Here is a 26,285-nt window from a genome sequence, read left to right as displayed (position 1 = left end):
CCACGCCGCGGCCGCGCCGCTCGCCGAACGCCACCTGCCCGATGGCACGGTGCTGCGGGATTTCGCGGATGCCACGCTCCGCATCCCGCCCGGCTGGCGCGCCACGCCGCGCGCCGATGGTGCGCTGCTGCTGGAGCCTGCGGCATGAACCTCGCCGAAGCCGCCGCTCGCGACATCCTGCGCCTGGCGCTGGAAGGCCTGGCGGACCGCATGCAGGACAGCCTGCTGGCCAGCGCGCTGTCCCCCGTTGCGCGTGAGGGCATGGATTGTGCCGCCGCGCTGTTCCTGCCGGATGGCCGCGTGCTGGCGCAGGCACGGTCGCTGCCTTTGCTGCTCGGCGGCATGATCCCGGCCATCGCCGCCCTGTCCCGCGCCTTCCCGCCGGAGACCCTGGCCGAGGGCGACGGGCTGCTGCTGAACGATCCCTGGTCCGGCGGCACGCATCTGCCGGATCTCATCGTGGCGCGCCCGGTCTTCGCGCAGGGCCGCGTGGTCGCCTTCGCCGCCACCATCCTGCACCACCAGGATATCGGCGGCATCGCCCCCGGCTCCGTGCCGCCGGATGCGCAAGACGTCTTCCAGGAAGGCCTGCGCCTGCCACCCGTGAAGTGGCGCCATGCGGGGGTGGAGGATGCGGGCATCGCCACCATCCTGGCCGCCAATACCCGCACACCCGCCATGCTGGCCGGCGACCTCGCCGCGCAATGGGCCGCCGTATCGCTGGCGGCGCGGGAGGTTGCGGCGCTCGCCACCACCATGGGCGCCGCGGCCTTCGCGCAAGGCTGCGCCGCCCTGCTGGCGGAGGCGCGCGACGCGCTGGCATCGGCGCTGGCCGCGCTGCCGGAAGCCGAGGCGATGGCGGAGGATGCGCTGGAAGGCGATGGTCGCAGCGCCGCGCCCGTGCCCATCCGCGTCACGCTGCGCCGCCTGGCCGGGCCGCGTCTCGTCGTGGATTTCACCGGATCGGCGCCGCAGACGGCGGGGCCGGTGAATGCCGCCCCTTCGGGCCTGCTCGCCGCCTGCTTCTGCCTGTTGCAGCGCCTGGCGCCGGAGGCGCCGGCCAATCACGGGCTGCTCGATCTGCTCGATCTGCATCTGCCGGAGGGCAGCGTGGTGAACCCGCGCTTTCCGGCCGCGGTGAATGCACGCACCGCCACGGTAAAGCTGGCCTGCAACGCGCTGTTCGCCGCCCTGGCGCGGCTTTCGCCGAAACCCGCTGCTGCGCCGAATGCCGGGGTTGCCGTGGTGCTGTCCATCGGCGGCACGGATGCCGCGGGCCGCAGCTGGATCTTCACGGAGATCGTCGCCGGTGGCTCCGGCGGCCGCCCGGATGGGCCGGGGCAGCCGGGGCTTTCCGCCGATGTCTCCAATGCCCGCAACCTGCCGGCCGAGATGCTGGAATCCGTGGCGCCGATCCGCGTCGAGGCGATTGAACGCCGTCGCGGCTCCGGCGGTGCCGGGCTGCATCCGGGCGGCGACGGCGTGCGGCGAATCTATCGCCTGCTGTCGGGCACGGCGGAAATCTCATACCGCGGCGAACGGCATCTGGCCGGCGCGCCGGGCGCGCAGGGTGGCGGGGCGGGGGCGCCGGCCACGGCGCGCATCCTCGCCGCCGATAGCTCCGTGCGGCACCTGCCCTCCAAGGCGCGCATCGCCTGGGCGGCGGGTGACCGTTTCATCCTGGAGACCGCAGGCGGGGGCGGCTGGGGCCCCGCACAACAAGAACAGGGAGACTTTGGATCATGACCCTCACCCGACGCAGCCTCGGCGCCATCCTCGGCGCGACGCTGGCGACACCCGCGCTGGCACAAGCCTGGCCGAGCCGCACGCTGCGCATCGTCGTGCCCTTCCCGCCCGGCGGCAGCACGGACACGCTGGCGCGGCGCCTGGCGGAGAAGCTGACGGCAGCCCTCGGCCAGACCGTCGTGGTGGAAAACCGCCCCGGCGCCGGCGGCACGGTGGGCGCCGACATGGTGGCGAAATCCCCGCCCGATGGGCACACGCTGCTGATGGGCGTCACCGGCAGCAATGCCATCGCCGGCAGCCTGTTCCGCAACCTGCCCTATGACCCGGCCACCGCCTTCGCGCCGCTGTCGCGCGTGGTCTCCGCGCCGCTGATCCTGGTGGTGAACAAGGACCAGCCGATCCAGGACCTGGCGGGCTATATCGCGGCCGCCAGGGCGGCGAATGGCGGGCTGACCTATGCGACGCCGGGCAACGGCACCTCCATGCACCTGACCGGCGTGATGTTCGGCCAGGCGGCGAAGGTGGAGCTGACCCATGTGCCCTATCGCGGTTCCGCCGCGGCGCTGACGGATCTGGTCGGCGGCCAGGTGCAATCCAGCTTCGCGGATTTCCTGGTCTCGCTGCCGCAGGTTCGCGCCGGGGCGATCCGGGCGATCGCCGTCACCTCCCCCGCCCGCCACCCGCTGCTGCCGGAGGTGCCGACGATGGATGAGTCCGGGCTGCCGGGCTTCGCCGCCACCTCCTGGCAGGGCCTGTTCGCACCCGCCGGCACCCCGGCCCCCATCATGGCCCGGCTGCATGCGGAGGTCGCCCGTGCCATGGCGGCGCCCGAGATCAAGGACAGCTTCGCCGCCCAGGGCTTCACCGTGGAGGCCACCACCCCCGCCGAATTCGACGCCTTCGTGCGGGCGGAGGTGGCGAAATGGGCCGTGGTGGTGCGCGAGGGCCGCATCTCCCTGGATTGAGACCCCCGGCTTGACGCGCCCCGCTTGACGCATGGGGGGCTGGAGCGTTCGCTGCCAGCCCCACCAGGACGAGGATCATCATGGGCGCCGCCGAGAACCTGCCGATCATCGACCTCGGCGCCCTGGGCACGGAGCAAGGCGACGCCGCCATCGCGCGGGCGCTGGATGCGGCCTTTGGCGGCATCGGCTTCGCCTATTTCGCCAATACCCCGATCAGCGTGTCGCAGCAGGCGGCGATCTTCCAAGCCTCACGCCGCTTCCACGCGCTGCCGGATGCGGCGAAGCGCGCCATCGACATGAACGGCTTCCACCGCGGCTACATGGCGCCGAAGACCAGCGTCATTCAGACATCCTCGGTCGCGCGGGTCACCAAGCCCAACTTCTCCGAATCCTTCATGTTCATGCATGAGGTGCCGGCGGACGACCCGCGCTTCGGCCTGCCGCTGCAGGGGCCGAACCAATGGCCCGCCGAGCTGCCCGAATTCCGCGCGGAAGTCCTGGCCTACCAGGCCGCGATGGAAGCCTTCTGCCGCCGCCTGCTGCGCCCGATCGCGCTGGCGCTGAAGCTGCCGGCGGATTTCCTGCTGAAGTGGTTCGAGACGCCCACCACCTTCCTGCGCCTGCTGCACTACCCGCCGCAGCCGCCCGATGCGGCGGAGGATGAATTCGGCTCCGCCCCGCATACCGATTACGGCTTCATCACCGTGCTGCTGCAGGACATGTCCGGCGGGCTGGAGGTACGCCGCGCCGATGGCGTCTGGCTGCAGGCCACGCCGATTCCCGGCAGCTTCGTGGTGAATGTCGGCGACATGCTGGCGCGCTGGACCAACGGCCGCTGGCAATCCACGCCGCACCGGGTGAAGAACCTGTCAGGGGGTGAGCGCTATTCCTGCCCGTATTTCTTCGACATGGACATGGCCAGCGAAGTGGCCTGCCTGCCGAGCTGCACGGATGCCGGAAACCCACCGCGCCACCCGCCCGTGCTGTATGGCGACTACCTGCTGGAACGGCTGAACAAGAACTATTCCTACCGCAGACCCGCCTGATCAGCCGGCCAGATGCGGCCGCCGCACCCAGCGCGCCAGCAGCCCATCCACCGGGCCGAAGATCACCGAAATCGCCCAGGCCACCCCCGCCGTCAGCACGATGGCGGGGCCGGAGGGCAGGTCGAGGTGATAGCTCGCCAGCAGCCCGAACAGCGCCGAGAGCATCGCCAGCCCGACCGACGCATAGGCCATGCCGGACAATTCCCGCGCCCAATGCCGCGCCGCGACAGCGGGCAGCATCATCAGCCCCACCGCCATCAGCGTACCCATGGCCTGGAAGGCGGCCAGCACGTTCAGCACCACAAGCACCAGGAACAGCCCGTGCCACAACCCGCCGCGCACGCCCTCCGCCGCGGCGAAGCCCGGGTCGAAGCATTCCAGCGCCAGCGGTCGCCAGGCCAGGGCCAGCACCGGCAGGGTCAGCGTGGCGACGCCGGCCATCAGCAGCAGCGCCGGGTCATCCACCCCCAGCACCTGGCCGAACAGCAGATGCGTCAGGTCCGCGGTGCTGCCACGCAGCGACACCAGCGTGACCCCGAGCGCCAGCGCGATCAGGTACAGCGCCGTCAGCGCCGCATCCTCCCGCCCCCCCGTGGCCCGCGACAGCGCCCCGGCGCCGACGGCCACCGCGAGGCCCGCGATCAGCCCACCGAGCGACATGGCCGGCACCGAAAGCCCGGCGATCAGGAACCCCGCCGCGATACCTGGCGTCACGCCATGCGCCAGCACTTCGGCCGTGAGGGAGGTGCGCCGCAGCATCAGGAACACGCCCAGCAAGGGTGCCGCCACGGCCAGCGCCAGGCAGCCCACCAAGGCGCGGCGCATGAAGCCGAATTCAATGAAGGGGCCGAACAGCCAGTCCATGGCCCTAGGCCCGCGGGCCGGTCTGCCGACCGGCCCAGGGCCGCGACTGCGGCAAGCCGCCTGTGCGGCGCATTCGAATCATGCCGCGCAGGCGGGGGCGGTCTCGTCCCAGGCCTCGGCCATCATGCGGGCGCGCAGGCGGTTATGGGCGGAGAGCACCTCCGCGGTCGGGCCGCAGGCAATCGCCTCCCGCGCCAGCAGCAGGCAATCGGGGAATTCGCGCTGCACGAGTTCCAGGTCGTGCAGCACGGCCAGCACGGTGCGGCCCTCGCCATGCCAGCGGCGCAGCACGGCCAGCAGATCGGCCGCGGTGCGGGCATCCACCGCGTTGAACGGCTCATCCAGCAGGATCAGATCGGCGTCCTGCACCAGCAGCCGCGCGAAGAGCAGCCGCTGGAACTGGCCGGCGGACATGGCGCCGACCGGCCGGCGCCCGAAACCGCCGAGCCCCACCGCCTCCAGCGCCTGCTGCGCCCGGTCCCGGTCCGCCGCGCTGGTGCCGCGAAAGGCACCCAGGCGGGACCACAGCCCCTGCAGCATCACATCGAGGCAAAGGATCGGAAAGGCGCGGTCCATGCCGGATTGCTGCGGCAGCAGCGCCACGCGCGGCTTGCGGCCGCTGAGTGTCACCCGCCCCTCATCCACCCGGTGCAGCCCGGCGATCGTCCGCAGCCGCGTGGTCTTGCCCGCGCCATTCGGCCCGACGATGGCCGCCAGCGACCCGGCGGCGAAGCGCGCGGAGACGTGATGCACCGCCGGATGCCGCTGATGCGTCGCCGTGAGGTTGGCGATTTCCACCGCCGGCCCGCGCCGCGGCTCCGGCTTTTCCGTCACCACCTGCATCATGCCGCCAGGGCCCAGACCACCGCGGCCCACAGCACCGCCAGCACGCTGGCCGCCAGCAGCAGGCGCGCGCCCGCGCTGGCCGAAAGCGCCAGGGGGTCCACGATACGGAGGGAGGGGAACAGGGCGCGCATGGTTACCTTATAACGTCACGCGCTCTATAGCCTTCAAGCCGCGCCTGGGAAAAGGCCCTGCGGTGGACTACCTCCGCTTGCGATGCAGGACAGCCCCCCGCCCCCCTCGCCCCTCCCCCTCACCGCCGATGCGGAGGATCAGCTCCGTCGCGACCTGACCCGTCACCGCCGCGCCGCCACCGGGCTGCTCGCCGGCATGGGCGGGCTGCTGGTCGGCAGCTATGCGCTGCCGCCCGGCTACGCCACGGATCTGTTGCAGGCCGCCGCCAAGGCCGGCGTGGTCGGCGGCATCGCCGACTGGTTTGCCGTGACGGCGCTGTTCCGCCACCCACTCGGCCTGCCGATACCGCACACCGCCATCATCCCGATGCAGAAGGAAAGGCTGGGCGCGGGGCTCGGCCGTTTCGTCGCCAATCACGTCTTCACCGAGGCCGAGGTCGCCCGCGTCCTGTCCAAGCTGGATCTGGCGCGGGTGCTGGGCGATTTCTTCTCCGACCCCGCCGCGGTGCAGCCCGCCGCCGGCGCGCTGGCCAAGGGGCTGCCGCGCATCCTGGCCAGCCTGGAGGATGGCCGCGCCCGCCGCCTGATGGGCCGGCTGCTGCCGCGCATCGCCGGGGGGCCGGCCGCCGCCCGGGTGCTCGCCCGCGCGCTGACCGCGCTGATCGAGGGCGGCCGGCACCAGGAGGTGTTCGACCTGGCGATCGGCCAGCTCAAGGCCGTGCTGGTGGCGAAGGAGGACCAGCTTCAGGCGGCCATCGCGGCGCGGGTACGGGCGGAGGGCGGTGCGCTGGTCGGCTGGATCGCCGGCGCGGGCATCGCGCGGCGCGTGCTGTCGGCCCTGAATGCCGAGCTGGACCGGGTGCAGCCCGGCGACAGCGACCTCCGCGCTGCCTTCGAGGCCTGGATCCGCGCCGAGATCACCAGGCTGGAGACCGACCCGGACCGCGCCGCGGCCGTCGGCCGTGCGCTGCGGGAGGCGCTGGCCCACCCCGCCGTCGCCGCCTGGCTTGGCGATATCTGGGGAAGGCTGCGCGCGGCGCTGGAGGCGGATGCGGCGAACCCGAATGGCCGCACCGTGCAGGCGCTGCAGGCGGCGCTCGGCAATCTCGGCACCATGCTGGCGGAAGATCCGGCGGCGCGGGAGCGTTTGAACAAGGGTGCCGAACGCGCATTGATCGCCCTGCTGCCGCGTGCCCGGACCAAGCTCTCGGATTTCATCGCCGGTGTGGTGCGGAACTGGGACACCGCGACGGTGACGGAGAAGATCGAGCTGCGCGTCGGCCGCGACCTGCAATATGTGCGGATGAACGGCACGCTGGTCGGCTTCCTGGTCGGCGGCGTGCTGTTCGCGGTGCTGACGGCGATCTTCGGGCGGGTGGCGGGATAGGCGCGGCCGGTTCGGGGGGAGGTCCGAACCGCCGCGCCTGGGTCCGGCCGTTCAGGCCAGCGCGGCGCGGCGCGCGGCGTGGCGGCGCACCATGCCGAGGCCGAGCAGCCCGGCGCCGAACAGCGCGAGGGAGGCCGGCTCCGGCACCGGCACCGCCGTCAGGGTCACGTTGGCGCCATTGGTGATCGAGCCATTGGTCGCGAAGTACATGTCACCGATATCGACCACGAAGGTGCCCCCAACGCCGAAATTGACGGTGACCGGCGCGAAGTCGATGAAGAAATCGGTGATGCGGACGCCGGGGATGTTCTCCAGGAAGTCATTGACGGGGCCGGTGAAGGCCCCGGTGGCGGCGACCACCTGCACCACCTGCGCCAGTGGGCTGGTGAAGGTGAGGCTGGCGACGACATCGAGGTTGTCCGTCTCATTCGTCAGCAGGCCGGCAAGGCCGCCGCAGAACAGAGACGGGTTGATGCAGGTCTCGTTCAGGGTAACCCGGCCGAACAGGAAGGACTGGGTCTGGCCGAGGCTCAGGCTGAAGGATTGCGGGGTCACCAGGTCGACGAAGGTGGCGTCGAGCTGCCCGACGCCGGTGCCGTAGCCCGAGCCGATGGTGAAGCCGCCAGAGACGATGTTGAAATTGACCGGCTGCGCCTGGGCGGCGGACACGCCCAGAAGGGCCATGGCGCCCACCGTCGCGCCAAGAATGTTCCTGAACATTTCGTATGGTCCTCATTGCCAGCGACATTGCTGCGCGAAGAGCAACAGCAACGAGCGTGCCAATTCGGTATGCTGCTGGAATCATTCCACAAGAAAGAATATTTACCCCCGCAATCGCAACGGCCGTCAAACGCGCCGACAGCGCCGCACCAGGCTGCGAGATTTCGGTCATTTCATGAGACATTTTAAGCCGGCGCTAGGGATCGCCACCGCATCATGCCTCCGCGACCAAGGAGGATCACACACCATGTTCCCGACGTCTCGCGACCCGCTTCTCGCCCTGATCGACAGCGTCTATTTCGCCATTCTGCGGCGGCTCCGGATCCTGCGGCGGGTGCCTCAATAGGCCACCCGGTCCGGCTTTCCGGTCCATTCGGCAAAGACCTCCAGCGCCTCTTCCGCCAGCAGGCGCTGCATCGGCAGGCTGCGCGCCGCGATCGGCTTCGGGATTTCCTGGTAGAGAAATTCATCGTCGAAGCCGATGCCCGCCGCCTGCACCCGGTTATTCGCATAGACCACGCGGTCGCAGCGCGACCAGTACAGCGCCGCCAGGCACATGGGGCAGGGCTCGCAGCTGGTGAACACCGTGGCGCCGCGCAGGTCGAAGCGGCCGAGTGCGGTGCAGGCGCGGCGGATGGCGACGATCTCGGCATGCGCCGTCGGGTCGAGGGTGCTGGTCACCTGGTTCCAGCCCTCCGCCACCACCCGGCCCTCCAGCACCACCACCGCGCCGAAGGGGCCACCCGCGCCGCCCGCCATGCCGCGGCGCGACAAGGCGATGGCGTGCCGCATGAAATCCTCGTCCGTCATCGGCCACCTCGACGTGCGGGGGCGCAGGCCCCAGGTTACGGCAACGGAGGGTCCATGATGCCGCTTGCGCTGTCCATTCTCGACCAATCGACCATCGCCTCCGGCCGCGGCGCCGATGACGCGATCCGGGAGACGCTGGCGCTCGCCCGGCTGGCGGATGAATGGGGCTATCGCCGCTACTGGCTGGCGGAACACCACAACAGCGCCTCCCACGCCGGCACGGCGCCGGAGGTGCTGGCGGCGGCGATCGCGGCGACCACCCGGCGCATCCGCATCGGCACCGCGGGCGTGATGCTGCCGCATTATTCCGCGCTGAAGGTGGCGGAACAGTTCCGCGTTCTGGAATCGATCGCCCCTGGCCGCATCGATCTCGGCGTCGGCCGCGCGCCGGGCTCGGATGGCCGCACCGCCTATGCGCTGAACCCGGATGCGGCCGCGGCGGCGGATCGTTTTCCGCAGCAGGTGCAGGATTTGATGGGCTGGCTCGGCGACGGGCTGCCGGAAAGCCATCCCTTCCGCATGGTCACCGCCAACCCGACCATCCCGACGCGGCCGGAGGTGTGGATTCTCGGCAGTTCGGATTTCGGCGCCCAGCTCGCCGCCTATTTCGGCCTGCCCTACTGTTTTGCTCACTTCATCACCGATGGCCGTGGCAGCGAGGAGGCGATGGCCCTGTACCATGAGGGCTTCCGGCCGCATCCCGGGGTACCGGGCCGGCTGGCCAAGCCGCAGGGTGTCGTTGCGGTTTACGCCCTGACCGCCGCCACGGAGGCGGAGGCGTTCCGCCACTTCCGGTCCCGCGCCATCTGGCGCCTTTCGCGCGACCGCGGCATCTACCCGCCCCTGCCATCCGTCGAGGAGGCCGAGGCCTACGCCCTGACCCCGGAGGAAGCCGCGAAGATCGAACGCATGCGCGCTCGCGCCCTGGTCGGCGCCCCGGAACAGGTCGCCGCCAGGCTGGCCGCGCTGGCCACGGCCCATGGGGTGGAGGAGATGGCGGTGCTCACGCCGTGCCACGACGCGAAGGCGCGGCAGGAGAGTTTCCGGTTGCTGGCGGAGGCGGTGGCGACCGTCAGCCTGTCCGAAGCCGCCTGATCACCCGCGCGGAAAATCCGGCGCCCGGCTGCGGTGCCGGCGCCGGGCGCGCTGCCGGGCCGCGGCCTCGGCCAAAGCCGGCAGGCCCAGCAGCGGCGCCGTCAGCACCGCCAGCAGCCCGAACCCCGCGCCCCATTTCGGCCCGCCCAGCACGAAGGCGGCGCCGGAGGCGGTCCAGGTCACCGCATTGATGGCAAGCCCGATGCCGAACAGCCAGCGCATTCGCCGAAGACGGGCGGCGGCCTCGGCCGGGTCGCCTTCGGTCCAGGGGGTGCCGCGGGGGGAAACCTCATAGAGCCGATCCGTCTCGATGCGGAACGGCGGGCGGCTCAGCGCCGCATCACGACGAAGACGGGCCGCCCCTGCTGACGGGCCCGGCGCAGGCGCCACCAGATGGACCCGGCGCCGATCAGCCCGGCCACCAGCAGCACCGGCAGGATCAGCCCGACGAACAGCACGGCGAGTGCCGCCAGCACCAGCCCGCCGGAGATCAGCGCCACCAGCAGCGCGACGCCGCCGACGCGCGCCAGGATACGATCCAGCAGGCCCGGCTGCGGCGGAGTCGGCGGCTGCCGGAATTCGCCCTCAGGCGTCATGTCCAGCACGGGCGGGTGGCGATGCGGTTCCATACGCCGTCATGTTGCCCGCCGGGCGCCCGGGTTCAAGGGCGGTCCTGTTACGGCCTGTGACGGATCAGGTGATCGGGCCTCAGGAGACCGGGCCTCAGGAGACCGGGGCCGCATCCACCACATGGAAGCTGGCGGTCACGCTGTCATTCCAGCTTTCGGCGCGCAGGTGGCCCGCCAGATGCAGTGAACCCCCTCCGAGCAGGGCCGCCGCCAGCGGGCCTTCCTTGGCGCGGAAGCAGATGGCCTTCAGGCGCCCACTGCCGCCCTCGCCTTCCAGGAAGGCGCGGATGGTGCCGCCTTCCTTGCCCACCCGGTCCGCGCGGACCACCCGGGCGCGGGACAGCACGAAAACCGGCTCGTCATTGCCGGCGCCGAAGGGGGCGAGGCGGGAGATCTGGCTGGCGACCTCGACCGTTGCGCCCGAAACGGCGATCGAGCCTTCCACCGCCAGGTCCGCGGCGCCCGGAAGTTCCGCGGCATGGGACAGGCGCTCATCCAGGAAGGAATGAAACTCCCCCTCGCGCGCCGCCAGGAATGAAAATCCCGCCGCCATGGCATGCCCGCCGCCGGTCTCCAGCAGCCCGGCCTGGCGCGCGGCGATGATGGCGGCGCCCAGATCCACCCCGGCGACGGACCGGCCCGATCCCTTGGCCAGCCCGTTGTTCAACCCGGCGACGCAGGCCGGGCGGTTGTACTTTTCCTTCATCCGGCCGGCGACGATGCCGACCACGCCGGGGTGCCAGCCCTCGCCGACCACCAGCAGCACCGGGTGGCCATGCAGCGCCTGACGCTCGGCCTCGGCCATGGCGGCTGTCAGCACATCGGCCTCCACCTCCTGCCGCCGCTTGTTCACCGCATCCAGCTTCTCCGCCATGGCGCGGGCCTCCAGCGGGTCGTCCTCCAGCAGCAGGCGCAGCCCGAGGTCGCTTTCGTCGATGCGGCCGGAGGCGTTGATGCGCGGGCCGAGCAGGAAGCCCAGCGTATGCGCGGTGGGCGCATCCTTCGCCATCGCCACGTCCAGCAGCGCCGAGAGCCCGGCGCGGCCGCGGCGGGCCATCACCTTCAGCCCCTGCGCCACCAGTGCGCGGTTCAGCCCGGTCAGCGGCATCACGTCACACACGGTGGCCAACGCCACCAGATCCAGCAATTCCAGCAGCTTCGGTTCGGGCCGGGTCGCGAAGGCGCCGCGCCGCCGCATCTCCCGCACCGTGGCCACGCCCGCCAGGAAGGCGACGCCTGCGGCACAAAGCATGCCGAGGCCGCTGGTGCAGTCCAGCCGGTTCGGATTGACCGCGGCGCGCACCCGGGGCACCGGGCCTTCTGCCTTGTGGTGGTCCAGGATCACCACATCCGCCCGGCCACGCGCCGCCTCCAGCGCCACCTCCGCCGCGATGCCGCAATCCACCGTGACGATCAGCGTGGCGCCGCGGTCGCACAGCGTGGCGATGGCGCGCGCATTGGGGCCGTAGCCCTCCGTGATCCGGTCCGGCACGTAATGGGTGACGCGGGCGCCGAGTTCGCGCAGCAGCCGCACGGTCAGCGCCCCGGAACAGGCGCCATCCACGTCATAGTCCCCGAACACCACCACCTGTTCCGCGGCCTGCGCCGCATCCGCCAGGCGGGACGCCGCCGCATCCATGTCCCGCAGGGTGGAGGGGTCCGGCATCAGGGCGCGGAGCGTCGGCTCCAGGAAATCCGCCGCCGCCTCCACCCCCACGCCGCGCGCCGCCAGCAGCCGCCCGACCAGTTCGGGCAGCGCCAGGCGCTGCGCGATGCCAAGCCCGGTGCGCGCATCGCCCTGCCGCCAGATCCAGCGCCGGCCGAGCGCACTGCGCGCCACACCCAACGCGACCTCTGCGCCAGGGGCGCCCAAAAGGGCGCCGGGGGCACCAGGGGCGCCCAAAAGGGCGGGACCCTCGTTCAACCGGCGAAGGCCGCGGGCTTCAGCGCGAAGTTGTGGTGACCCTCGACGTAGCGAACGGTGCCGGACTTCGAGCGCATGACGATGGAGTGGGTGATGGCCCCCTTCCCGAAGTCGCGCACGCCGCGCAGCATCGGGCCGGTGGTCACGCCGGTGGCGGCGAACATCACGTCGCCCTTGGCCATGTCTTCCATCGAATAGATCCGGCTGGCATCGGTGATGCCCATCTCCTTGGCGCGGATGATCTGGTCCTCGCTCTCGAAGATCAGCCGCCCCTGCATCTGCCCGCCGATGCAGCGCAGCGCCGCGGCCGCCAGCACACCCTCCGGCGCGCCACCGCTGCCGAGATAGATGTCCACGCCGGTATCAAGCTGGGACACCGCCACCACGCCCGAGACATCGCCATCCGGGATCATCATGATGCGCGCGCCGGCGGCCCGGCAGCGCTTCACGATTTCCTTGTGCCGGTCGCGGTCCAGCAGGCAGACGACCAGGTCGTTGATGCTGCGGCCCTTGGCCTTGGCCAGGTTGGCGAGGTTTTCCTCGACCGAGGCATCCAGATGCACCACGCCATCCGGCAGGCCGGGGCCGACCGCGATCTTGTCCATGTAGACATCCGGCGCGTGCAGGAAGCCGCCCTTCTGGGCGAGTGCCACGCAGGCCATGGCGTTGGGGCCGCCCTTGGCCGTGATGGTGGTGCCCTCCAGCGGGTCCACCGCGATATCCACCTCCGGGCCACCACCGGTCTTGGCGTAAAGCCCGACCTTCTCGCCGATATAGAGCATCGGCGCCTCGTCCATCTCACCCTCGCCGATCACCACGGTGCCGGAGATCGCGACGGTGTCAAAGGCGCGGCGCATGGCTTCCACGGCGGCGCCATCGGCGGCGTTCTTGTCGCCGCGGCCCATCCAGCGGCTGGCGGCCAGGCCCGCGGCCTCCGTCACCCGGACCAGTTCCAGGGCCAGGTTGCGATCGACATGGACCTGGCGGTCGGTTTGCGGCGTGGTCTCGGACAAGTTGGCATCCTCCGGCTCAAGGCGATAGGCAGTTGCCGCCCACCGGCCAAGCGGGAGTTGTGGCCCGGAACCGGGGGCGGCGGAAAGGGACTATACGCTAAAGCGCCTCGATGCGGATCATCGCCGGCGTCTCCAGCACGGCTTCCAGCGCCTCGATCCGGGCAATGGCGGCGCGCATCTGGGCTTCCTCGCAATCATGTGTGGTCACCACCACCGGCACCGCCTCGCCCGGCGCCCGGCCGCGCTGGAGCATGGATTCCAGGCTGATGTGGTGGTCGCGCAATGCCGCGGTGACATCGGCGATGACGCCGGGGCGGTCCACCACCATCAGCCGCAGGTAATAGGCGCCGACGCGCTGCGACATCGGCAGGCTGGGCGCGTGGGACAGGTCCCGCGCCGCCACGCCCCAGACCGGCGTGGTGCGGCCACGCGCCACATCGATCAGATCGGCGCAGATGGCGCTCGCCGTCGGCCCGGCCCCGGCGCCGCGGCCTTCCAGCACGATGCGGCCGACGAAATCGCCTTCCGCCACCACCGCGTTGAACACCCCATCGACCCGCGCGATCGGGTGCGCCACCGGCACCATGCAGGGGTGCATCCGCGTCTCGATCCCCGCTTCGGTGCGCCGGGCGATGCCGAGCAGCTTGATGCGGTAGCCCAGTTCCTCCGCCAGCTTGATATCCAGCGCGGAGATGGCGCGGATGCCCTCCACATGCACCGCGTCGAAATCCACCGGGCGGCCGAAGGCCAGTGCGGCCAGGATCGCCAGCTTGTGCGCGGCATCGATGCCATCCACGTCGAAGGCCGGGTCGGCTTCCGCGTATCCAAGCTTCTGCGCCTCGCTCAGCGCCTGGGCGAATTCGATGCCGCGCTCGCGCATCTGGGTCAGGATGTAGTTGCAGGTGCCGTTCAGGATGCCGAGCACGCGGGTGATGTCATTCGCCGCCAGCCCCTCCCGCAATGCCTTGATGGCCGGGATGCCGCCGGCCACCGCGGCCTCATAGGCCAGGGCGACGCCCTTCGATTCGGCGAGATCGGCCAGCTCCGCGCCATGGATGGCCAGCAGCGCCTTGTTGGCGGTGACCACCGGCTTGCCGGCGGCCAGCGCCGCGCGCACCAGATCCGCGCCCTGGCCTTCGGACCCGCCAATCGCCTCCACCACCACATCCACATTCGGATCATGGGCGAGCGCCACCGCGTCGTCGTACCAGCGCAGCCCGGCGATGGAGACGCCGCGATCGCGCGTGCGGTCGCGGGCGGAGACGGCGGTGACGGCAATCGGCCGCCCGGCGCGGGCCGTGATGGTCGCGGCATTGTCGCGCAGCAGCGTCAGCACGCCGGCGCCCACCGTGCCGAGGCCGGCGACCGCGACGGAAAGCGGCTTGGTCATGTCAGAATATCCAATCAGATTGTCAGGCCGCGTCGGGGGTCTCGATGGGGGTCTCGACCGGCCCGGCATTGTCGGCGGTCAGGAAGGTCTTGATGCCGCGCATCGCCTGGCGGATGCGCTGGCTGTTTTCCACCAGCGCGATGCGGACATGGCCATCGCCATGCTCACCGAAGCCGATGCCCGGCGCGACAGCGACCTTCGCCTTGGCCAGCAGCAGCTTGGCGAAATCGACCGAGCCCAGATGCTTGAAGCGGTCCGGGATCGGCGCCCAGAGGAACATCGACCCCTCCGGCGAGGGCACCTGCCAGCCGGCGGAAGCCAGGCCCTTCACCATCACGTCGCGGCGTTCGCGGTACAGGTCGCGCATCTCCTGCACGCAATCCTGCGGCCCGTTCAGCGCGGCGGCGGCGGCGATCTGGATCGGTGCGAAGGCGCCGTAATCCAGGTAGGACTTCACCCGCGTCAGCGCCGAGACCAGCCGCGGATTGCCGGCGGCGAAGCCCATGCGCCAGCCCGGCATGTTGTAGGTCTTGGACATGGAGGTGAATTCCACCGCCACATCCTTCGCCCCCGGCACTTCCAGGATGGAAGGCGGCACGTTGCTGCCGAAGTAGATTTCCGCGTAGGCGAGATCCGAAAGAATGAAAATCTCGTGCTTCCGCGCGAAATCGACGATCTGCTTGTAGAAATACAGGTCGGCCAGCATCGCCGTCGGGTTCGACGGGAAATTCACGATCAGCGCGGTGGGCTTCGGCACGGAATGCCGCACGGCACGGTCCAGCGCCGCCAGCATCTCATCATCCGGCGTGCAGGGGATGGACCGCACGGAGGCACCAGCCAGGACGAAGCCGAACTGGTGGATCGGATAGGACGGGTTCGGCACCAGGATGGTATCGCCCGGCGAGGTGATGGCGGCCGCCAGGTTCGCCAGGCCCTCCTTCGAGCCAAGCGTGGCCACCACCTCCGTCTCCGGGTCCAGCTTCACCTTGAAGCGGCGGTCGTAATAGCCCGCCAGCGCCTTGCGCAGCCCGGGGATGCCCTTCGACGCGCTGTAGCGATGGGTGCGCGGGTCGGCCACCGCCTCCACCAGCTTGGCCACGATATGCGGCGGCGTCGGGCTGTCCGGATTGCCCATGCCGAGATCCACGATGTCCTCGGCGGCTGCACGTGCCTTGGCCTTGGCCGAGTTCACCTCGGCAAAGACATAGGGCGGCAGGCGCCGGATGCGGTGGAACTCCTCGGTCATGTGCGTCGGGTCCGTGGCGTGAAGGGAAGCCGGGGGTTGTGAAGGGAAGCCGGGGGTGGAGGAAGGGCAGGATAGCGGAAGGGTTCAGTTGCCGCGAGGCGCCAGCAGATCCGCGCCCGGCGGCGGTGGCGGCGCCAGCAGGTCGCCCATCGGCGCCGGCGGCGGGCCGGACAGCGGCGGCGGAATGACCTGCGGCGAAGGCGCCGGGAGTCCGGGAACGGGCTGCGCGGCCGGCGCGGGCGTGGCGGAGACAGGCGGTGCCGCGACGGCGGGCGCTGCCGGCGCGGGCACCGGCTCCAGCCGGATCATCGGCATGGCGGCCAGGACCGGCGGTGCCGGCGGCCGGGTGCCCGTGGTCGCGGAGGCAGCCGGGCCGGTCCTCACGGTCAGCGAACCGTCACGATCCGCGGCCAGCGCGGCGGTCAGCGCCGCACGCTCCGCCGCGGTCGGCGGCACGGGACGGGCCGGCACGGTGGCCAGGTTGGGGTAGGGCGCATCGCGGCCCGGTGGCGGCTCCCGCCCCTCCAGATAGCCGCCGCTGACATTGCGCCACCAGAGGCGGGGGTCGAGATCCGGCGGCACGCCACCGCTGCAACCGGCCAGCAACGCGGCGCAGCCGGCCAGTATCAGGGTAACGGCGGGCACGCCTGCGGGCCGCGCTTGATCACCCGGCATCCGGCCTTTACCCTCGCAGTGTTTCCCGTGGCGTCCGACGCGCGGGTGCATGGCTTCCCAATCCTTCGCGCGCCGAGGGTTAGCCCGAACCACCTGCCGGCGAAAGCACCAAGGCGAGGGTTCGGCGGGAAGACTCACCCAAGCGGGCGACGGGCGGCGATTTCAGGGGAATGCGGGCGCATGGCGCAGGATTCGGGTGCGGGCGAAGCCAAGGCGGGCGCAGCCAAGGCGGGCGGGGCGAAGGGCGATGAAGGCACCGCCGGGGGCACCGCGGCGCGTGAGGCCGCGGGGCAGGCGCGGCCGAACGGCACCGATCCGGCCAGCTTCCGCCTGCCGGACCCCGCTTTGGTCAGCCGCACCATGGCGGATGTGGCGGAGCGCGGGCAGCGCATCGTCGGTGATTTCCTGAAGCGCCAGGCGGAGGGTGCACCCGCCAGCAGCCCGGACCCGCTGCATATCGGCTCCGCCTTCCTCGACATGACGACGCGGCTGATGGCCAACCCGGCCCGGCTGGTGCAGGCGCAGATCGGCTTCTGGCAGGACTACCTGACCCTCTGGCAGAACACCGCGCGCCGCATGATGGGCGCCCCCACCCCCCCGGTGATCGAGGAGACGAAGGGCGACAAGCGCTTCAAGGATGATGCGTGGCGGGAGAATGAGGTCTTCGACTTCATCCGCCAGTCCTACCTGCTCTCCGCCCGCTACTTCACCAATGTGGTGCAGGGCGCGGAGGGGCTGGACAACAAGACGGCGCAGAAGGTGGATTTCTACACCCGGCAATTCGTCGATGCGATGAGCCCGTCCAACTTCCTGATGACCAATCCGGAAGTGCTGCGCCGCACCGCGGAGACGGGCGGGGAGAACCTGCTGAAGGGTCTGTCCAACCTGCTGGCCGATCTGGAACGCGGCAAGGGCAACCTCCGCATCCGCATGACCGACGACAGCAAGTTCAAGGTCGGCGAGAATATCGCGGTCACGCCGGGCAAGGTGGTGCATCGCAACGCGCTGATGGAGCTGATCCAGTACACGCCCACCACGGACAAGGTGCTGAAGCGGCCGCTGCTGATCCTGCCGCCCTGGATCAACAAGTTCTACATCCTCGACCTGCGCCCCAAGAACAGTTTCATTCGCTGGGCTGTGGAGCAGGGGCATACGGTGTTCGTCGTCTCCTGGGTCAATCCGGACGAGCACCTCGCCGACAAGGGCTTCGAGGACTACATGCGCGAAGGCCCCTACGCGGCGCTGGATGCGATCGAGGCCGCGACGGGGGAGAAATCCGTCAACGCCATCGGCTACTGCCTGGGCGGCACGCTGCTGGCCTGCACCCTGGCCCATATGGCGGCGCGCAAGGATACGCGCATCAAATCCGCCACCTATTTCGTCACCATGACGGATTTCGAGGAAGCCGGCGAACTCGGCGTCTTCATCGATGAGGAACAGCTGCTCGGCATCGAGGAGAAGATGTCGAAGAAGGGCTTCCTCGAAGGGCGGGAGATGGCGACCACCTTCAACATGCTGCGCGCCAACGACCTGATCTGGTCCTTCGTGGTGAACAACTACCTGCTGGGGCAGGAGCCGTTTCCCTTCGACCTGCTCTACTGGAACGACGACAGCACCCGCATGCCGGCGAAGATGCACAGCTTCTACCTGCGCCGCATGTACCAGCAGAACGACCTGGTGAAGCCCGCCTTCGACCCCGGCGCGATCGAGCTGGACGGGGTGAAGATCGACCTGCGGAAGATCAAGGTACCGAGCTACCTGATCTCGACGCGGGAGGATCATATCGCGCCGTGGAAATCCACCTATCGCGCCACGCAGATCTATGGCGGCAAGACCCGCTTCGTCCTGGCCGCCTCCGGCCACATCGCCGGCGTGGTGAACTCGCCGGATTCGGGCAAGTACAGCCATTGGGTGAATACCAGCCTGCCGGCCGACCCGGATGAATGGTTCCAGGGGGCCACGGAACTCGCCGGGTCCTGGTGGCCGGATTGGCAGCGCTGGGTACTGGCGCTGGACAAGACCATGGTCCCCGCCCGCCCGCCCGCCGATCCCGGGCTCGGCGATGCGCCCGGCAGCTATGTGAAGGTCATAGCGAAGGACTGATATAGCTCCAACCGCCTCAAGCGCCGGCGCCCGCATCCGGGCGCAGGTTGCGATCCCGGGCTCTCAGCGCGGCCCGATCCCCAGGCCCCGCCCCGGCTCCGGGTTCACCCAGCCGGCCTGCGGGTCCAGCGCCCCGGTCAGGCCACCGACGCGGCTGCGCGCCAGGCGGTCCACCTCGTCACGCGCCAGCGACGTCGCGATGCGCCCCTGTGGCAACGGCCCGGGGCGGCTGAGGAAGGCCATCGTTCCCGCCCCGCCCGGCTCGAACAGCGCAGGGCTCAGGGCCGCTTCCGCCGCCTCCCGGTCGCCGCGCGCCAGCGCGACATGCGCGGCCGCCAGCGCCCGCACCACTTCATCCGGATCGGCCCCGGCGCGGATGCCGAGCGCGGCGCGGCCTTCCACCCGGGCGCCGCGCAGTTCGAACACCACGCCGGCGGGCAGCGGCGCCCAGCGCAGGTCGCGCATGAATTCCGCCGTCAGCATCTCCACCTGCGCCGCGGCGCGGGCCATGGCGGCCGGGTCGTTGTTGAGCGATCGCCCGCCATCGGCATAGGCCAGCGCCGCCTGTCCCACCGCATCGCGCAGCGGGTCCGCGCTGCCGGCGCCGAGCACGGCGGGAATCCGGGCGGCAGGCGGCGGCTGCCGCAGTTCCGCACAGCCAGCCAGTGCCAGGGCGAGAAGCGCGAACAGGGCAGGCCGCATGGCGGAAGTCTCCCGGCGTGTCATCGCGCGCATCCTACCCGGCTTTGTCCGGGCTGGCGAAGGCCGCCGCCAGCGCCTGGCCGAGCGGCACCAGATCCGCCTCCGCCAGCGCCGCCGGATGCACCACCAGCACGCCATCCCGCATCCGCCCCTGGTTCACATGCACCCGCCGCACCCGCAACGCCGCTTCCATCCGCGCGGCCGCGGTCGCGTCCTGGCAGCGCAGCAGCAGCAGGGGCGTCGGGCCATCCATGATCTCGGACGGCACTTCGCCCATCGCCGCCTGCACCGCCTGAAGCCGCGCCAGCATACGGGCCTGGCGGGCGGCATCGCCCTCCGCCACGAAGCGGCGCAGCGCCACCAGCAGCCCCACCACCTCCTCCTTCCCCGCCTTGCAGGACCGGCCGATGCCGTGCCGTGGCAGGAAGGGCAGCGCGGTGTTGCCGGCGAATTCCGGCGGCAGGCGGAACTGCTGGTCCGGCACATCCAGGTCCAGCATCTGCAGCAGCGCGCTGGCCACCAAAGGCCGCCGCCCGGCGAGGATGCCACTCGCCTGCGGCCCGCCAATCGCCTTGCCGCCGGAAAACGCGACCAGGTCCGCGCCCGCTTCCAGGAAGCCACGCAGATTGGCGAGGGGGGGAAGCTGCGCCGCGGCATCCACCAGCACCGGCACCCCGGCCGCATGCGCCACGCGCACCACCTCGGCCAGCGACGGCTCGGACCAGGGCTGCGCCACCCAGAACACCGCCGCGGTGCGCGGCCCGATCGCCGCCGCCATTTCCCCCACCGAGGCATCGCGCACCCCGGCACCGGAAAAGCGATCCGGGATGCCGACCTCGACAATCCGCCCGCCCGCCACCTCCAGCGCCCGGTCATACATGTTGCGCTGGCTGCGGCTGATGATGAATTCGCAGCGCGCGCCCGCCGCCGGCAGCGCGTTCATCGCCACCGGATCGAGCCCCGCGAGGCAGGCGGCCGCCCCCAGCAGCAGCGCGGCAGAGGCGCCGCCGGTGACGATGCCGGCCTCCGCCCCCGTGGCCGCGCCGATTGCCCGGCTGGCCGCGGCCTGCACCTCCAGCATGTCGAAGCAGGCGCCCGCGGCCTCCGCCATCGCGGCGCTGACCTCGTGCGCCAGGATGCCGCCCGAAAGCCGGGTGACGGTGCCGGCGGCGTTGATGACGGGCGCGAGGCCCAGCTCGGCCAGCACGCTCATGCCGTTTCCCTCATGTCAGCACGCGGCGCACCGCATCCTGCCAGCCGGCATGGCGCCGGTCGGCCTCGGCGCGCGGCATGGCGGGCTGGAAGCGGCGGTCCAGCCGCCAATGCGCGACGGCCGGGCCGGGCGGCGGCAGCAGCCCGGCCTGCAGGCCCGCGAGGTAGGCCGCACCAAGCGCCGTGGTCTCCTGCACCTCCGGCCGATCCACCGGCGCGCCGAGCAGGTCGGCCAGCGCCTGCATGGCGTAGTCAGATGCGGTCATGCCGCCATCCACGCGCAGCACCGTCTGGGCCTGATCGCCCCAATCCGCCTGCATCGCCTCCACCAGGTCGCGGGTCTGGAAGGCCACCGCTTCCAGCGCCGCGCGGCAGATCTCGGCCGGGCCGGTGTTGCGGGTCAGGCCGAAAATGGCGCCGCGCGCCGCCGCATCCCAATGCGGCGCGCCAAGGCCGGTGAAGGCCGGCACGAAGTACACCGCCTGCGCCGGGTCCGCCTGCGCCGCCAGCCGCCCGCTCTCGGCCGCGTCCTGGATGATGCCGAGCCCGTCCCGCAGCCATTGCACCGCCGCGCCGGCGATGAAGATGGCGCCTTCCAGCGCATAGGTGCGCTGCCCGCCCAGTTGCCAGGCCAGCGTCGTCAGCAGCCGGTTCTTCGAGGGCACCGCCACGTCCCCGGTGTTCAGCAGCAGAAAGCAGCCGGTGCCATAGGTGGATTTCACCATGCCTGGCGCGAAGCAGGCCTGGCCGAGCATCGCCGCATGCTGGTCCCCCGCCATGCCGCGCACCGGCACGGCGGCGCCGAGCAGGCCGGGTTCCGTGCTGCCGAATTCGGCCGCGTTGTCGCGCACCTCCGGCAGCACCGCCGCCGGAATGCCGAACAGCTTCAGCAAATCGTCATCCCAGCAGCCGCGCCGGATATCGAACAGCATGGTGCGCGCCGCATTGGTGGCGTCCGTCGCATGCACCCGCCCGCCGGTCAGCCGCCAGAGAAGGAAACTGTCCACCGTGCCGAAGGCGAGGTCGCCGCGTTCCGCCGCCGCCCGCGCGCCGCCCACATTGTCCAGCAGCCAGGCGAGCTTGGTGGCGGAGAAATACGGGTCCGGCAGCAGGCCGCTGCGTTCCGCGATCAGCCCGCCTGCGCCCTCCGCCGCCAGCCGGGCGCAATGCGGGGCGGTGCGGCGGTCCTGCCAGACGATGGCGCGATGAATGGCCCGCCCGCTGCGTCGGTCCCACAGAAGCGTCGTCTCGCGCTGGTTGGTGATGCCGATGCCGGCCAGATCCTTCGCCGTCGCGCCACCCTGGGCCTCCCCCTGGGCCAACGCATCGCGCATGGTGGCCAGCGTCGCCGTCCAGATGTCCTCCGGCTCATGCTCCACCCAGCCGGGCGCCGGAAAATGCTGCGGCAGCGCAAGCTGCGCGCTGGCGCGCGGCGCCAGGTCCGGCCCATGGAGGATGGACCGGGTGGAGGTGGTGCCCTGGTCGATCGCCAGCAGCAGATCCATCACGCTTCTCCCCGAGCCAGCAGCCAGAAGGCGAATCCGGTGGCCAGAACCGGCGCGGCCAGGGCGCCGAACGGTCCCAGCCCCGGCTGCACCAGCCCCAGCAGCGGCCCCAGCACAGCGGATAGTACGGCCAGCAGCAGCGCCGCCAAGACCGCGCCCAGCACCTGGCGCCCGAGCAACGCCGCCACCAGCGCGGCAAAGACCGGCAGGAAGCCGGCGCCGAGCAGCGCCAGGCGGTAATCCCCCAGCGCCTCCGCCGGCACCCATCCTGCCGCCGCCGGCGCCCCGCCGACCACCAGCCCCAGCGCCACCGCCAACGCCTGGAGGCCGAGCAACCCGGTGGCCAGCGCCAGCGGCGCCACCCCGCGGGAGGCCGCGAGCAGCAGCAGGCCGGGCAAGGCGGCGAGCAGCGCCAGCGTCACCACCATGACGGGCCCGTCCAGCAGATAGGCCGAGAACGGCCCGGCCAGCACCGCCAGCGCCAGCGCCAGCCCGGCCAGGGCCTGGATGGCCAGCGCCCGTGCCTCACACGGGCGCAGCCGCACCGGCACGGTGGCGGCCGGCATGGCAGCCAGGAAGCCGGCCAGCGCGGCGCCCAGCGCAAGCCCCCCGAACGCCCCCGCCACCCCGCCGATCAGCCAGGCCAGCACCACCCCCGCCAGCGCCCCCATCGCCAGCCCCGGCACCGGCGACAGGCCAAATCCGGCGGCAACCCCCAGCCCGACCCACAACAGCGCCAGCGCCGCGCTGGCCAGCGCGGCGGCCAGCGCCTGCGCCACCGGCAGCCCGTCCAGCCCATGGAACAGCGCGAATGCGGACAGGCCGGCACAGCCGGTGGCCAGGCCCAGCGGCCAGCCGACCAGGCCGCGCCGCGCCGCCAGCACCGCCGCCGGCGCGCCCGCCAGCAGGGACAGGGCCACGACGATGAGCAGGGTGAGGAATTCTCCCTGCACGCCCAGCAGCGCCAGCAGCGCCAGCCCGGCCAGCATCGCCAGCACCGGCCCCAGCCAGGCGCCCGCCACCAGCGCCTCCTCCGGCCCGATCCTTGGCGCGTCCGGGCCGGTCATCGTGGCGCCTCCGCCAGCCAGAGGCGCCAGGCGGCGGCATGCGGGCCGGTGACGGCGGCGCGGCGTGCCTCGGCTTCCAGCAGCGGGCGCCAGCGCAGCACCAGCGCCTCCAGCGCCGCGAAGTCGCGCGCCCGGAACAGGCATTCGGCCAGCCAGCCAATGGCGCAGGCCCCCGCCGCCCCGCGCGTCACTGCCGCCTCCAGCGCCCGCCTTGCCGATGGCAGGTCGCCGAGCGCCAGCAGATTCCGGCCGAGCGCCGCCTCGGCCTCGGCATCGCCGCCATTGGTCGCAGCCTCGGCCAGTGCCTGCCACAGCTCGGCCGCTTCCGCCCGGCAGGCCGCGGCGCGGGGTGGCTCCAGCAGGCCGGAGAAGGCGGCGCGGTCCAGCGCACGGGCCAGGGCGCGCTGCGCGGTGCGACCCGCGGCGCCGGACTGGCCGCGGGCGCCGGCGCGCAGCGCCTCCGCGGCATCCAGCAGCCGGCGTTCCACCTGCGGGCGCAGCAGCTCGGCGCGTGCCCGCACCGCCGGATCGGCATCGCTCAGCGCCAGCCGCAGCAGGGCAGCACCGCCGGAGCGGCCGGGCTCCGCCGCCAGTTCCAGCGCGCAGGCCTTCTGCCGTGCATGGCCCCAGCGCAGCACATCGCCGAGCGATTCCAGCAGCAGCCCCTCCGGCAACTCCCGCGCCTGGGCGATCGCCTCCAGCCGCGCATCCAGCGGGTCCTCCGGCTGGGCTGGCGCGACACGGCGCAGCCGGCGCGGCACGCCGAGCGCCAGCGCCGCCAGCGCCCCGAGCATGGCCAGCGGACCGAGCACCGGCAGGGTCGCCCCCAGCAGCCGCAGCACCGCGCCGGACCAGCCTGCCTCACCCAGCCGCGGCGCGGCGCGCAGCAGACCCGCCGGCGGCGCGGACCCCGGCAAACCCGGCCGCGGCGTGGGCCGCAGCAGCAGCGCCAGGCAGCAGCCGAGATGCAGGACCAGCGCCGCCAGCCACCAGCCCAGCGCCAGCGCCACCACCACCAGCGCCTGCCCCGCCGCCAATCCGGCCAGGATCAACGCCGCGCCTTCCGGCGCCAGCGCGTGCGGCTGGCGGCGGGGGCCGGCAACCGGGACTGGCGACGGCGGCACCGGGCTAGCCATGGGGGCGCACCACCTGCCAGCCACCGCCCTGCATGCCATGCAGCAGCGCCACCCCGACCACCACCTGGGTGGTGGCCGAGGGTGCGCGTTCCGCCAGCAATCCCCGCAGCCTGGCCGCCGCCGCTTCCGCCCCCGCCACCGCGGCGCCGGGCAGCAGGATGGACAGGCGGCGTTCCTCAAGCCGCGATTCCAGCAGCAGGTCCGATCCCCGGAACGCTTCCGCCATCGCCGCGCGCGTTGCCTCCAGCGCCGCGGCGCCACGCGGTCCGGCCGGAATCTCGGCCGAGAGCAGCGCCAGTTCGAAGCCCAGGCGGCGTGCCAGCCCGGTCATCACCGCAATGGCGCGGGAGGCTTCCTCGCCCGGCACCATCAGCCCGCCGGCGGCCACCATGCCGGCCGGGCTGCCAGCACCGCCCGAGGCCGCCTCCGCCGCCTCCCGCGCCCTTGCCTCGGCCAGCGCCGCGCCGATCCAGCCGGCAGCGGCCTCCAGCGCCGCGATGGTCTCGAGGCCGAGATCGTCGAAGCCGAGATCCTCGATCTTGACCATGCCGAGCACGAAACCGTCCCAGGGCGAGAGCACCGGCGCCGCCAGCAGCCCCTCCCCGCCCAAGGCCAGGCGATCGGCCAGGCGTGTCGCCACCAGCGCGCCGCGACCCTGGGCGATCGCATCGGTCAGCGGGCCGGGCAGGATGGTGTGCGCCAGGGGTGGGTCGGCATGCTGCGGCCAGCCCTCGGCGGCCACCAGGTGCAGCGTGCGGTCCTCGGCCAGCCAGAAGGAACAGGCGGTGCAGCCGGTGGCGGCGCGCAGCAGGCCGGTGGCGCCGCGGATCACACCCTCCGTCCCGCCACCCAGCATGCGCGCCGCCTCGAACACCGCCGTGGTCGCCTGCAGCCGGGCGCCGAGCCGCGCATCCAGCTCCAGCGCCCGCTCCGCCAGGCGCTGATTCGCCTCCGCGATGGCGGCGCGGTCCTGTTCGGCGGCGGCGACCGCATCCTCCGCCGCGCGCAGCCGGCGCAGATGCCATTCGCTGAAGCCGCCGACCAACGCGGCCAGCAGTGGCCAGAACAGCGGCAGCGCCCAGGCGCCCAGCGTCCAGAGGTCCGCGGAGACCGCGAGGCCGATGCGCAGCAGCCCGGCGGCCAGCGCCACGGCCACGCCCGGCACCAGCCCGTAGCGGGCGGCGACGTAGAGCACCGGCAGCATGAAGGGGGAGGCTGGGTAGTGCGCGAAGCCGTTGCCGCCGGTCAGCACCCGGTCCAGCGCCGCCAACAGCAGCAATCCGCCCAACCCCTCCACCAGCGGCCGCATCGGCACGCGCAGCGGCGGCAAGCCGCCGAAGGGCAGCCCGGAAGCCGCCGCGGCCGGGGTGGCCCCGGCGGGTGGGTCAAGGGGTGCCGGGTCGGGGCGTGCCGGGTTGGGGGGCGAAGCCTCCGGCTGGCCAAGCGCCCGCAGCCGCGCCACGGCGGCGTCTGCCGGGCGGCTGGCGCGCTGCCAGGGCCAGGGCCAGCGCCAGCGCCGGGCCAGCCGCAGGGCGGGTTGCCGCGGCTGCTGTGGCGGCGCGCCAGCGGGTGCGTCAGGCGGCGCCGTCCCCGCTGCCCAGGGATCGGACCAGGGGTCGGACTGGGGGTCGGATCGGGGGTCGGATCGCGTGTCGCCATCCGGTGGCAGCCCAGACGTGGCGGGCGTGGGCGGCGGCGGGGCGAAGCCGGGCCCGGCCGAGGGAATCGGCGCATCCGAGGGCGGCGGCACGGGACGACGCCCGGAAGCCGAGGGCATCTTCAAGCCAGCAATCCCGAACCGACCATCTTCCCCATCCGCCCGCCCCCGCAGCAATCCAAGCAATATCGGCAGCGGACCGGCCGCGCCAGGGCCGCTGCGGTCCGGCTCGGCCATTCCACCCCTGGCGGGCCCGGCAAGGCCCCGCTACCTGTTGGCCGGAGCATGTCCTTCACCGCCACCCCCGCCGCGCCCGGCCTGCCGCCTGGTCACCCGCTCGGACAGGTCCTGGGCGGGTTGCCGCCGGCGCGGCGCTTCGGCCTGGCCTTCGGCGCGGCGGTGCTGGCGGCGCTGGC

General features: G+C 72.1%; 24 protein-coding genes. 6 read left to right on the top strand and 18 right to left on the bottom strand.

The window, feature by feature from the left end; translation table 11 throughout:
* Positions 1-144: 144 nt before the first annotated feature.
* The 3 genes from Q8S40_RS20235 to Q8S40_RS20225 all read left to right on the top strand — a co-directional run bounded on the left by Q8S40_RS20235 (position 145) and on the right by Q8S40_RS20225 (position 3,757).
* Complete coding sequence (locus tag Q8S40_RS20235; protein ID WP_305671841.1) at positions 145-1,746, top strand: hydantoinase B/oxoprolinase family protein; 1,602 nt, start codon at positions 145-147, stop codon at positions 1,744-1,746.
* Positions 1,743-2,711, top strand: coding sequence for a tripartite tricarboxylate transporter substrate binding protein (locus Q8S40_RS20230; protein WP_305671840.1), 969 nt, complete (start codon positions 1,743-1,745; stop codon positions 2,709-2,711). The genes Q8S40_RS20235 and Q8S40_RS20230 overlap by 4 nt, the downstream gene beginning before the upstream one ends.
* Before the next feature lie 80 nt (positions 2,712-2,791).
* Complete coding sequence (locus Q8S40_RS20225) at positions 2,792-3,757, top strand: isopenicillin N synthase family oxygenase (protein ID WP_305671839.1); 966 nt, start codon at positions 2,792-2,794, stop codon at positions 3,755-3,757.
* On the opposite strand, the gene Q8S40_RS20220 is transcribed toward Q8S40_RS20225, so the two are convergent.
* The 3 genes from Q8S40_RS20220 to Q8S40_RS20210 form a co-directional block, all read right to left on the bottom strand.
* Entirely contained in the window at positions 3,758-4,621 is an 864-nt protein-coding gene (locus Q8S40_RS20220) for a metal ABC transporter permease (RefSeq protein ID WP_304810403.1), read from the bottom strand.
* A 78-nt stretch (positions 4,622-4,699) separates the two neighbouring features.
* Positions 4,700-5,464, bottom strand: a complete 765-nt coding sequence (locus tag Q8S40_RS20215; protein WP_371136867.1) for a metal ABC transporter ATP-binding protein — start codon at positions 5,462-5,464, stop codon at positions 4,700-4,702.
* On the bottom strand, positions 5,464-5,598 hold the full coding sequence (locus tag Q8S40_RS20210) for a hypothetical protein (RefSeq protein WP_304810406.1): 135 nt from the start codon (positions 5,596-5,598) through the stop codon (positions 5,464-5,466). The genes Q8S40_RS20215 and Q8S40_RS20210 overlap by 1 nt, the downstream gene beginning before the upstream one ends.
* Before the next feature lie 82 nt (positions 5,599-5,680).
* Here Q8S40_RS20210 and Q8S40_RS20205 point away from each other — a divergent pair, with 82 nt between their 5' ends.
* Positions 5,681-6,985, top strand: coding sequence for a DUF445 domain-containing protein (locus tag Q8S40_RS20205; protein WP_305671837.1), 1,305 nt, complete (start codon positions 5,681-5,683; stop codon positions 6,983-6,985).
* A 51-nt stretch (positions 6,986-7,036) separates the two neighbouring features.
* On the opposite strand, the gene Q8S40_RS20200 is transcribed toward Q8S40_RS20205, so the two are convergent.
* Together Q8S40_RS20200 and Q8S40_RS20195 are read right to left on the bottom strand one after the other, a co-directional pair.
* Positions 7,037-7,705, bottom strand: a complete 669-nt coding sequence (locus Q8S40_RS20200; RefSeq protein ID WP_305671836.1) for a PEP-CTERM sorting domain-containing protein — start codon at positions 7,703-7,705, stop codon at positions 7,037-7,039.
* Positions 7,706-8,044: 339 nt separating this feature from the next.
* Positions 8,045-8,515 (bottom strand): nucleoside deaminase, encoded by a 471-nt coding sequence (locus tag Q8S40_RS20195; RefSeq protein ID WP_305671835.1) that lies wholly within the window; start codon positions 8,513-8,515, stop codon positions 8,045-8,047.
* Between the two features lie 54 nt (positions 8,516-8,569).
* Here Q8S40_RS20195 and Q8S40_RS20190 point away from each other — a divergent pair, with 54 nt between their 5' ends.
* A complete protein-coding gene (locus tag Q8S40_RS20190) occupies positions 8,570-9,610 on the top strand; it encodes an LLM class flavin-dependent oxidoreductase (RefSeq protein WP_305671834.1) in 1,041 nt (346 codons plus the stop codon).
* Here the strand turns inward: Q8S40_RS20190 and Q8S40_RS20185 are convergent, their stop codons facing one another.
* From Q8S40_RS20185 to Q8S40_RS20155, 7 genes are all read right to left on the bottom strand, one after another.
* On the bottom strand, positions 9,611-10,000 hold the full coding sequence (locus tag Q8S40_RS20185; protein ID WP_305671833.1) for a hypothetical protein: 390 nt from the start codon (positions 9,998-10,000) through the stop codon (positions 9,611-9,613). It lies immediately after the preceding gene.
* A complete protein-coding gene (locus tag Q8S40_RS20180) occupies positions 9,940-10,239 on the bottom strand; it encodes a hypothetical protein (protein WP_304810418.1) in 300 nt (99 codons plus the stop codon). Before Q8S40_RS20180 ends, Q8S40_RS20185 begins: the two co-directional genes overlap by 61 nt.
* A 94-nt stretch (positions 10,240-10,333) precedes the next feature.
* A complete protein-coding gene (gene recJ, locus Q8S40_RS20175; RefSeq protein ID WP_305671832.1) occupies positions 10,334-12,079 on the bottom strand; it encodes a single-stranded-DNA-specific exonuclease RecJ in 1,746 nt (581 codons plus the stop codon).
* An 80-nt stretch (positions 12,080-12,159) separates the two neighbouring features.
* Positions 12,160-13,176 (bottom strand): class II fructose-bisphosphatase, encoded by a 1,017-nt coding sequence (glpX, locus tag Q8S40_RS20170; protein ID WP_305671831.1) that lies wholly within the window; start codon positions 13,174-13,176, stop codon positions 12,160-12,162.
* Between the two features lie 97 nt (positions 13,177-13,273).
* Positions 13,274-14,566, bottom strand: coding sequence for a homoserine dehydrogenase (locus Q8S40_RS20165; RefSeq protein ID WP_305671830.1), 1,293 nt, complete (start codon positions 14,564-14,566; stop codon positions 13,274-13,276).
* A gap of 22 nt (positions 14,567-14,588) precedes the next feature.
* A complete protein-coding gene (locus Q8S40_RS20160) occupies positions 14,589-15,812 on the bottom strand; it encodes an LL-diaminopimelate aminotransferase (RefSeq protein WP_305671829.1) in 1,224 nt (407 codons plus the stop codon).
* 84 nt (positions 15,813-15,896) lie between these two features.
* Complete coding sequence (locus Q8S40_RS20155) at positions 15,897-16,457, bottom strand: hypothetical protein (RefSeq protein WP_305671828.1); 561 nt, start codon at positions 16,455-16,457, stop codon at positions 15,897-15,899.
* A 390-nt stretch (positions 16,458-16,847) separates the two neighbouring features.
* On the opposite strand from Q8S40_RS20155, the gene Q8S40_RS20150 reads away from it, so the two are divergent.
* Positions 16,848-18,590 carry an alpha/beta hydrolase gene (locus Q8S40_RS20150; RefSeq protein ID WP_305671842.1) on the top strand — a complete coding sequence of 581 codons (1,743 nt, stop codon included), beginning with the start codon at positions 16,848-16,850 and terminating at the stop codon, positions 18,588-18,590.
* A gap of 63 nt (positions 18,591-18,653) precedes the next feature.
* Here Q8S40_RS20150 and Q8S40_RS20145 read toward each other — a convergent pair whose 3' ends face one another.
* Genes Q8S40_RS20145 through Q8S40_RS20120 form a run of 6 tightly spaced genes read right to left on the bottom strand, consistent with a single transcriptional unit; the run spans position 18,654 to position 25,962 of the window.
* Entirely contained in the window at positions 18,654-19,292 is a 639-nt protein-coding gene (locus Q8S40_RS20145) for a hypothetical protein (protein ID WP_305671827.1), read from the bottom strand.
* Positions 19,293-19,326: 34 nt separating this feature from the next.
* Complete coding sequence (locus Q8S40_RS20140) at positions 19,327-20,505, bottom strand: hypothetical protein (RefSeq protein ID WP_305671826.1); 1,179 nt, start codon at positions 20,503-20,505, stop codon at positions 19,327-19,329.
* Positions 20,506-20,515: 10 nt separating this feature from the next.
* On the bottom strand, positions 20,516-22,009 hold the full coding sequence (gene glpK / locus Q8S40_RS20135; RefSeq protein WP_305671825.1) for a glycerol kinase GlpK: 1,494 nt from the start codon (positions 22,007-22,009) through the stop codon (positions 20,516-20,518).
* Entirely contained in the window at positions 22,009-23,076 is a 1,068-nt protein-coding gene (locus Q8S40_RS20130; RefSeq protein WP_305671824.1) for a hypothetical protein, read from the bottom strand. Before Q8S40_RS20130 ends, glpK begins: the two co-directional genes overlap by 1 nt.
* Positions 23,073-24,212, bottom strand: coding sequence for a hypothetical protein (locus Q8S40_RS20125; protein ID WP_305671823.1), 1,140 nt, complete (start codon positions 24,210-24,212; stop codon positions 23,073-23,075). Before Q8S40_RS20125 ends, Q8S40_RS20130 begins: the two co-directional genes overlap by 4 nt.
* Positions 24,205-25,962 carry a hypothetical protein gene (locus tag Q8S40_RS20120; RefSeq protein ID WP_305671822.1) on the bottom strand — a complete coding sequence of 586 codons (1,758 nt, stop codon included), beginning with the start codon at positions 25,960-25,962 and terminating at the stop codon, positions 24,205-24,207. The genes Q8S40_RS20125 and Q8S40_RS20120 overlap by 8 nt, the downstream gene beginning before the upstream one ends.
* Positions 25,963-26,285 lie beyond the last annotated feature (323 nt).

The organism is Falsiroseomonas sp. (assembly GCF_030695085.1).
Taxonomy (GTDB): domain Bacteria; phylum Pseudomonadota; class Alphaproteobacteria; order Acetobacterales; family Acetobacteraceae; genus Falsiroseomonas.
Note: the sequence above shows the minus strand (reverse complement) of the source record. Positions and strands in the feature narration are given on the sequence as shown.

Coding starts and splice junctions, on each gene's coding strand:
- Q8S40_RS20235 (WP_305671841.1), top strand. CDS start 145: ATGAACCTCGCCGAAGCCGCCGCTCGCGACATCCTGCGCCTGGCGCTG.
- Q8S40_RS20230 (WP_305671840.1), top strand. CDS start 1,743: ATGACCCTCACCCGACGCAGCCTCGGCGCCATCCTCGGCGCGACGCTG.
- Q8S40_RS20225 (WP_305671839.1), top strand. CDS start 2,792: ATGGGCGCCGCCGAGAACCTGCCGATCATCGACCTCGGCGCCCTGGGC.
- Q8S40_RS20220 (WP_304810403.1), bottom strand. CDS start 4,621: ATGGACTGGCTGTTCGGCCCCTTCATTGAATTCGGCTTCATGCGCCGC.
- Q8S40_RS20215 (WP_371136867.1), bottom strand. CDS start 5,464: ATGCAGGTGGTGACGGAAAAGCCGGAGCCGCGGCGCGGGCCGGCGGTG.
- Q8S40_RS20210 (WP_304810406.1), bottom strand. CDS start 5,598: ATGCGCGCCCTGTTCCCCTCCCTCCGTATCGTGGACCCCCTGGCGCTT.
- Q8S40_RS20205 (WP_305671837.1), top strand. CDS start 5,681: ATGCAGGACAGCCCCCCGCCCCCCTCGCCCCTCCCCCTCACCGCCGAT.
- Q8S40_RS20200 (WP_305671836.1), bottom strand. CDS start 7,705: ATGTTCAGGAACATTCTTGGCGCGACGGTGGGCGCCATGGCCCTTCTG.
- Q8S40_RS20195 (WP_305671835.1), bottom strand. CDS start 8,515: ATGACGGACGAGGATTTCATGCGGCACGCCATCGCCTTGTCGCGCCGC.
- Q8S40_RS20190 (WP_305671834.1), top strand. CDS start 8,570: ATGATGCCGCTTGCGCTGTCCATTCTCGACCAATCGACCATCGCCTCC.
- Q8S40_RS20180 (WP_304810418.1), bottom strand. CDS start 10,239: ATGGAACCGCATCGCCACCCGCCCGTGCTGGACATGACGCCTGAGGGC.
- Q8S40_RS20165 (WP_305671830.1), bottom strand. CDS start 14,566: ATGACCAAGCCGCTTTCCGTCGCGGTCGCCGGCCTCGGCACGGTGGGC.
- Q8S40_RS20160 (WP_305671829.1), bottom strand. CDS start 15,812: ATGACCGAGGAGTTCCACCGCATCCGGCGCCTGCCGCCCTATGTCTTT.
- Q8S40_RS20150 (WP_305671842.1), top strand. CDS start 16,848: ATGGCGGATGTGGCGGAGCGCGGGCAGCGCATCGTCGGTGATTTCCTG.
- Q8S40_RS20145 (WP_305671827.1), bottom strand. CDS start 19,292: ATGCGGCCTGCCCTGTTCGCGCTTCTCGCCCTGGCACTGGCTGGCTGT.
- Q8S40_RS20140 (WP_305671826.1), bottom strand. CDS start 20,505: ATGAGCGTGCTGGCCGAGCTGGGCCTCGCGCCCGTCATCAACGCCGCC.
- glpK (WP_305671825.1), bottom strand. CDS start 22,009: ATGGATCTGCTGCTGGCGATCGACCAGGGCACCACCTCCACCCGGTCC.
- Q8S40_RS20130 (WP_305671824.1), bottom strand. CDS start 23,076: ATGACCGGCCCGGACGCGCCAAGGATCGGGCCGGAGGAGGCGCTGGTG.
- Q8S40_RS20125 (WP_305671823.1), bottom strand. CDS start 24,212: ATGGCTAGCCCGGTGCCGCCGTCGCCAGTCCCGGTTGCCGGCCCCCGC.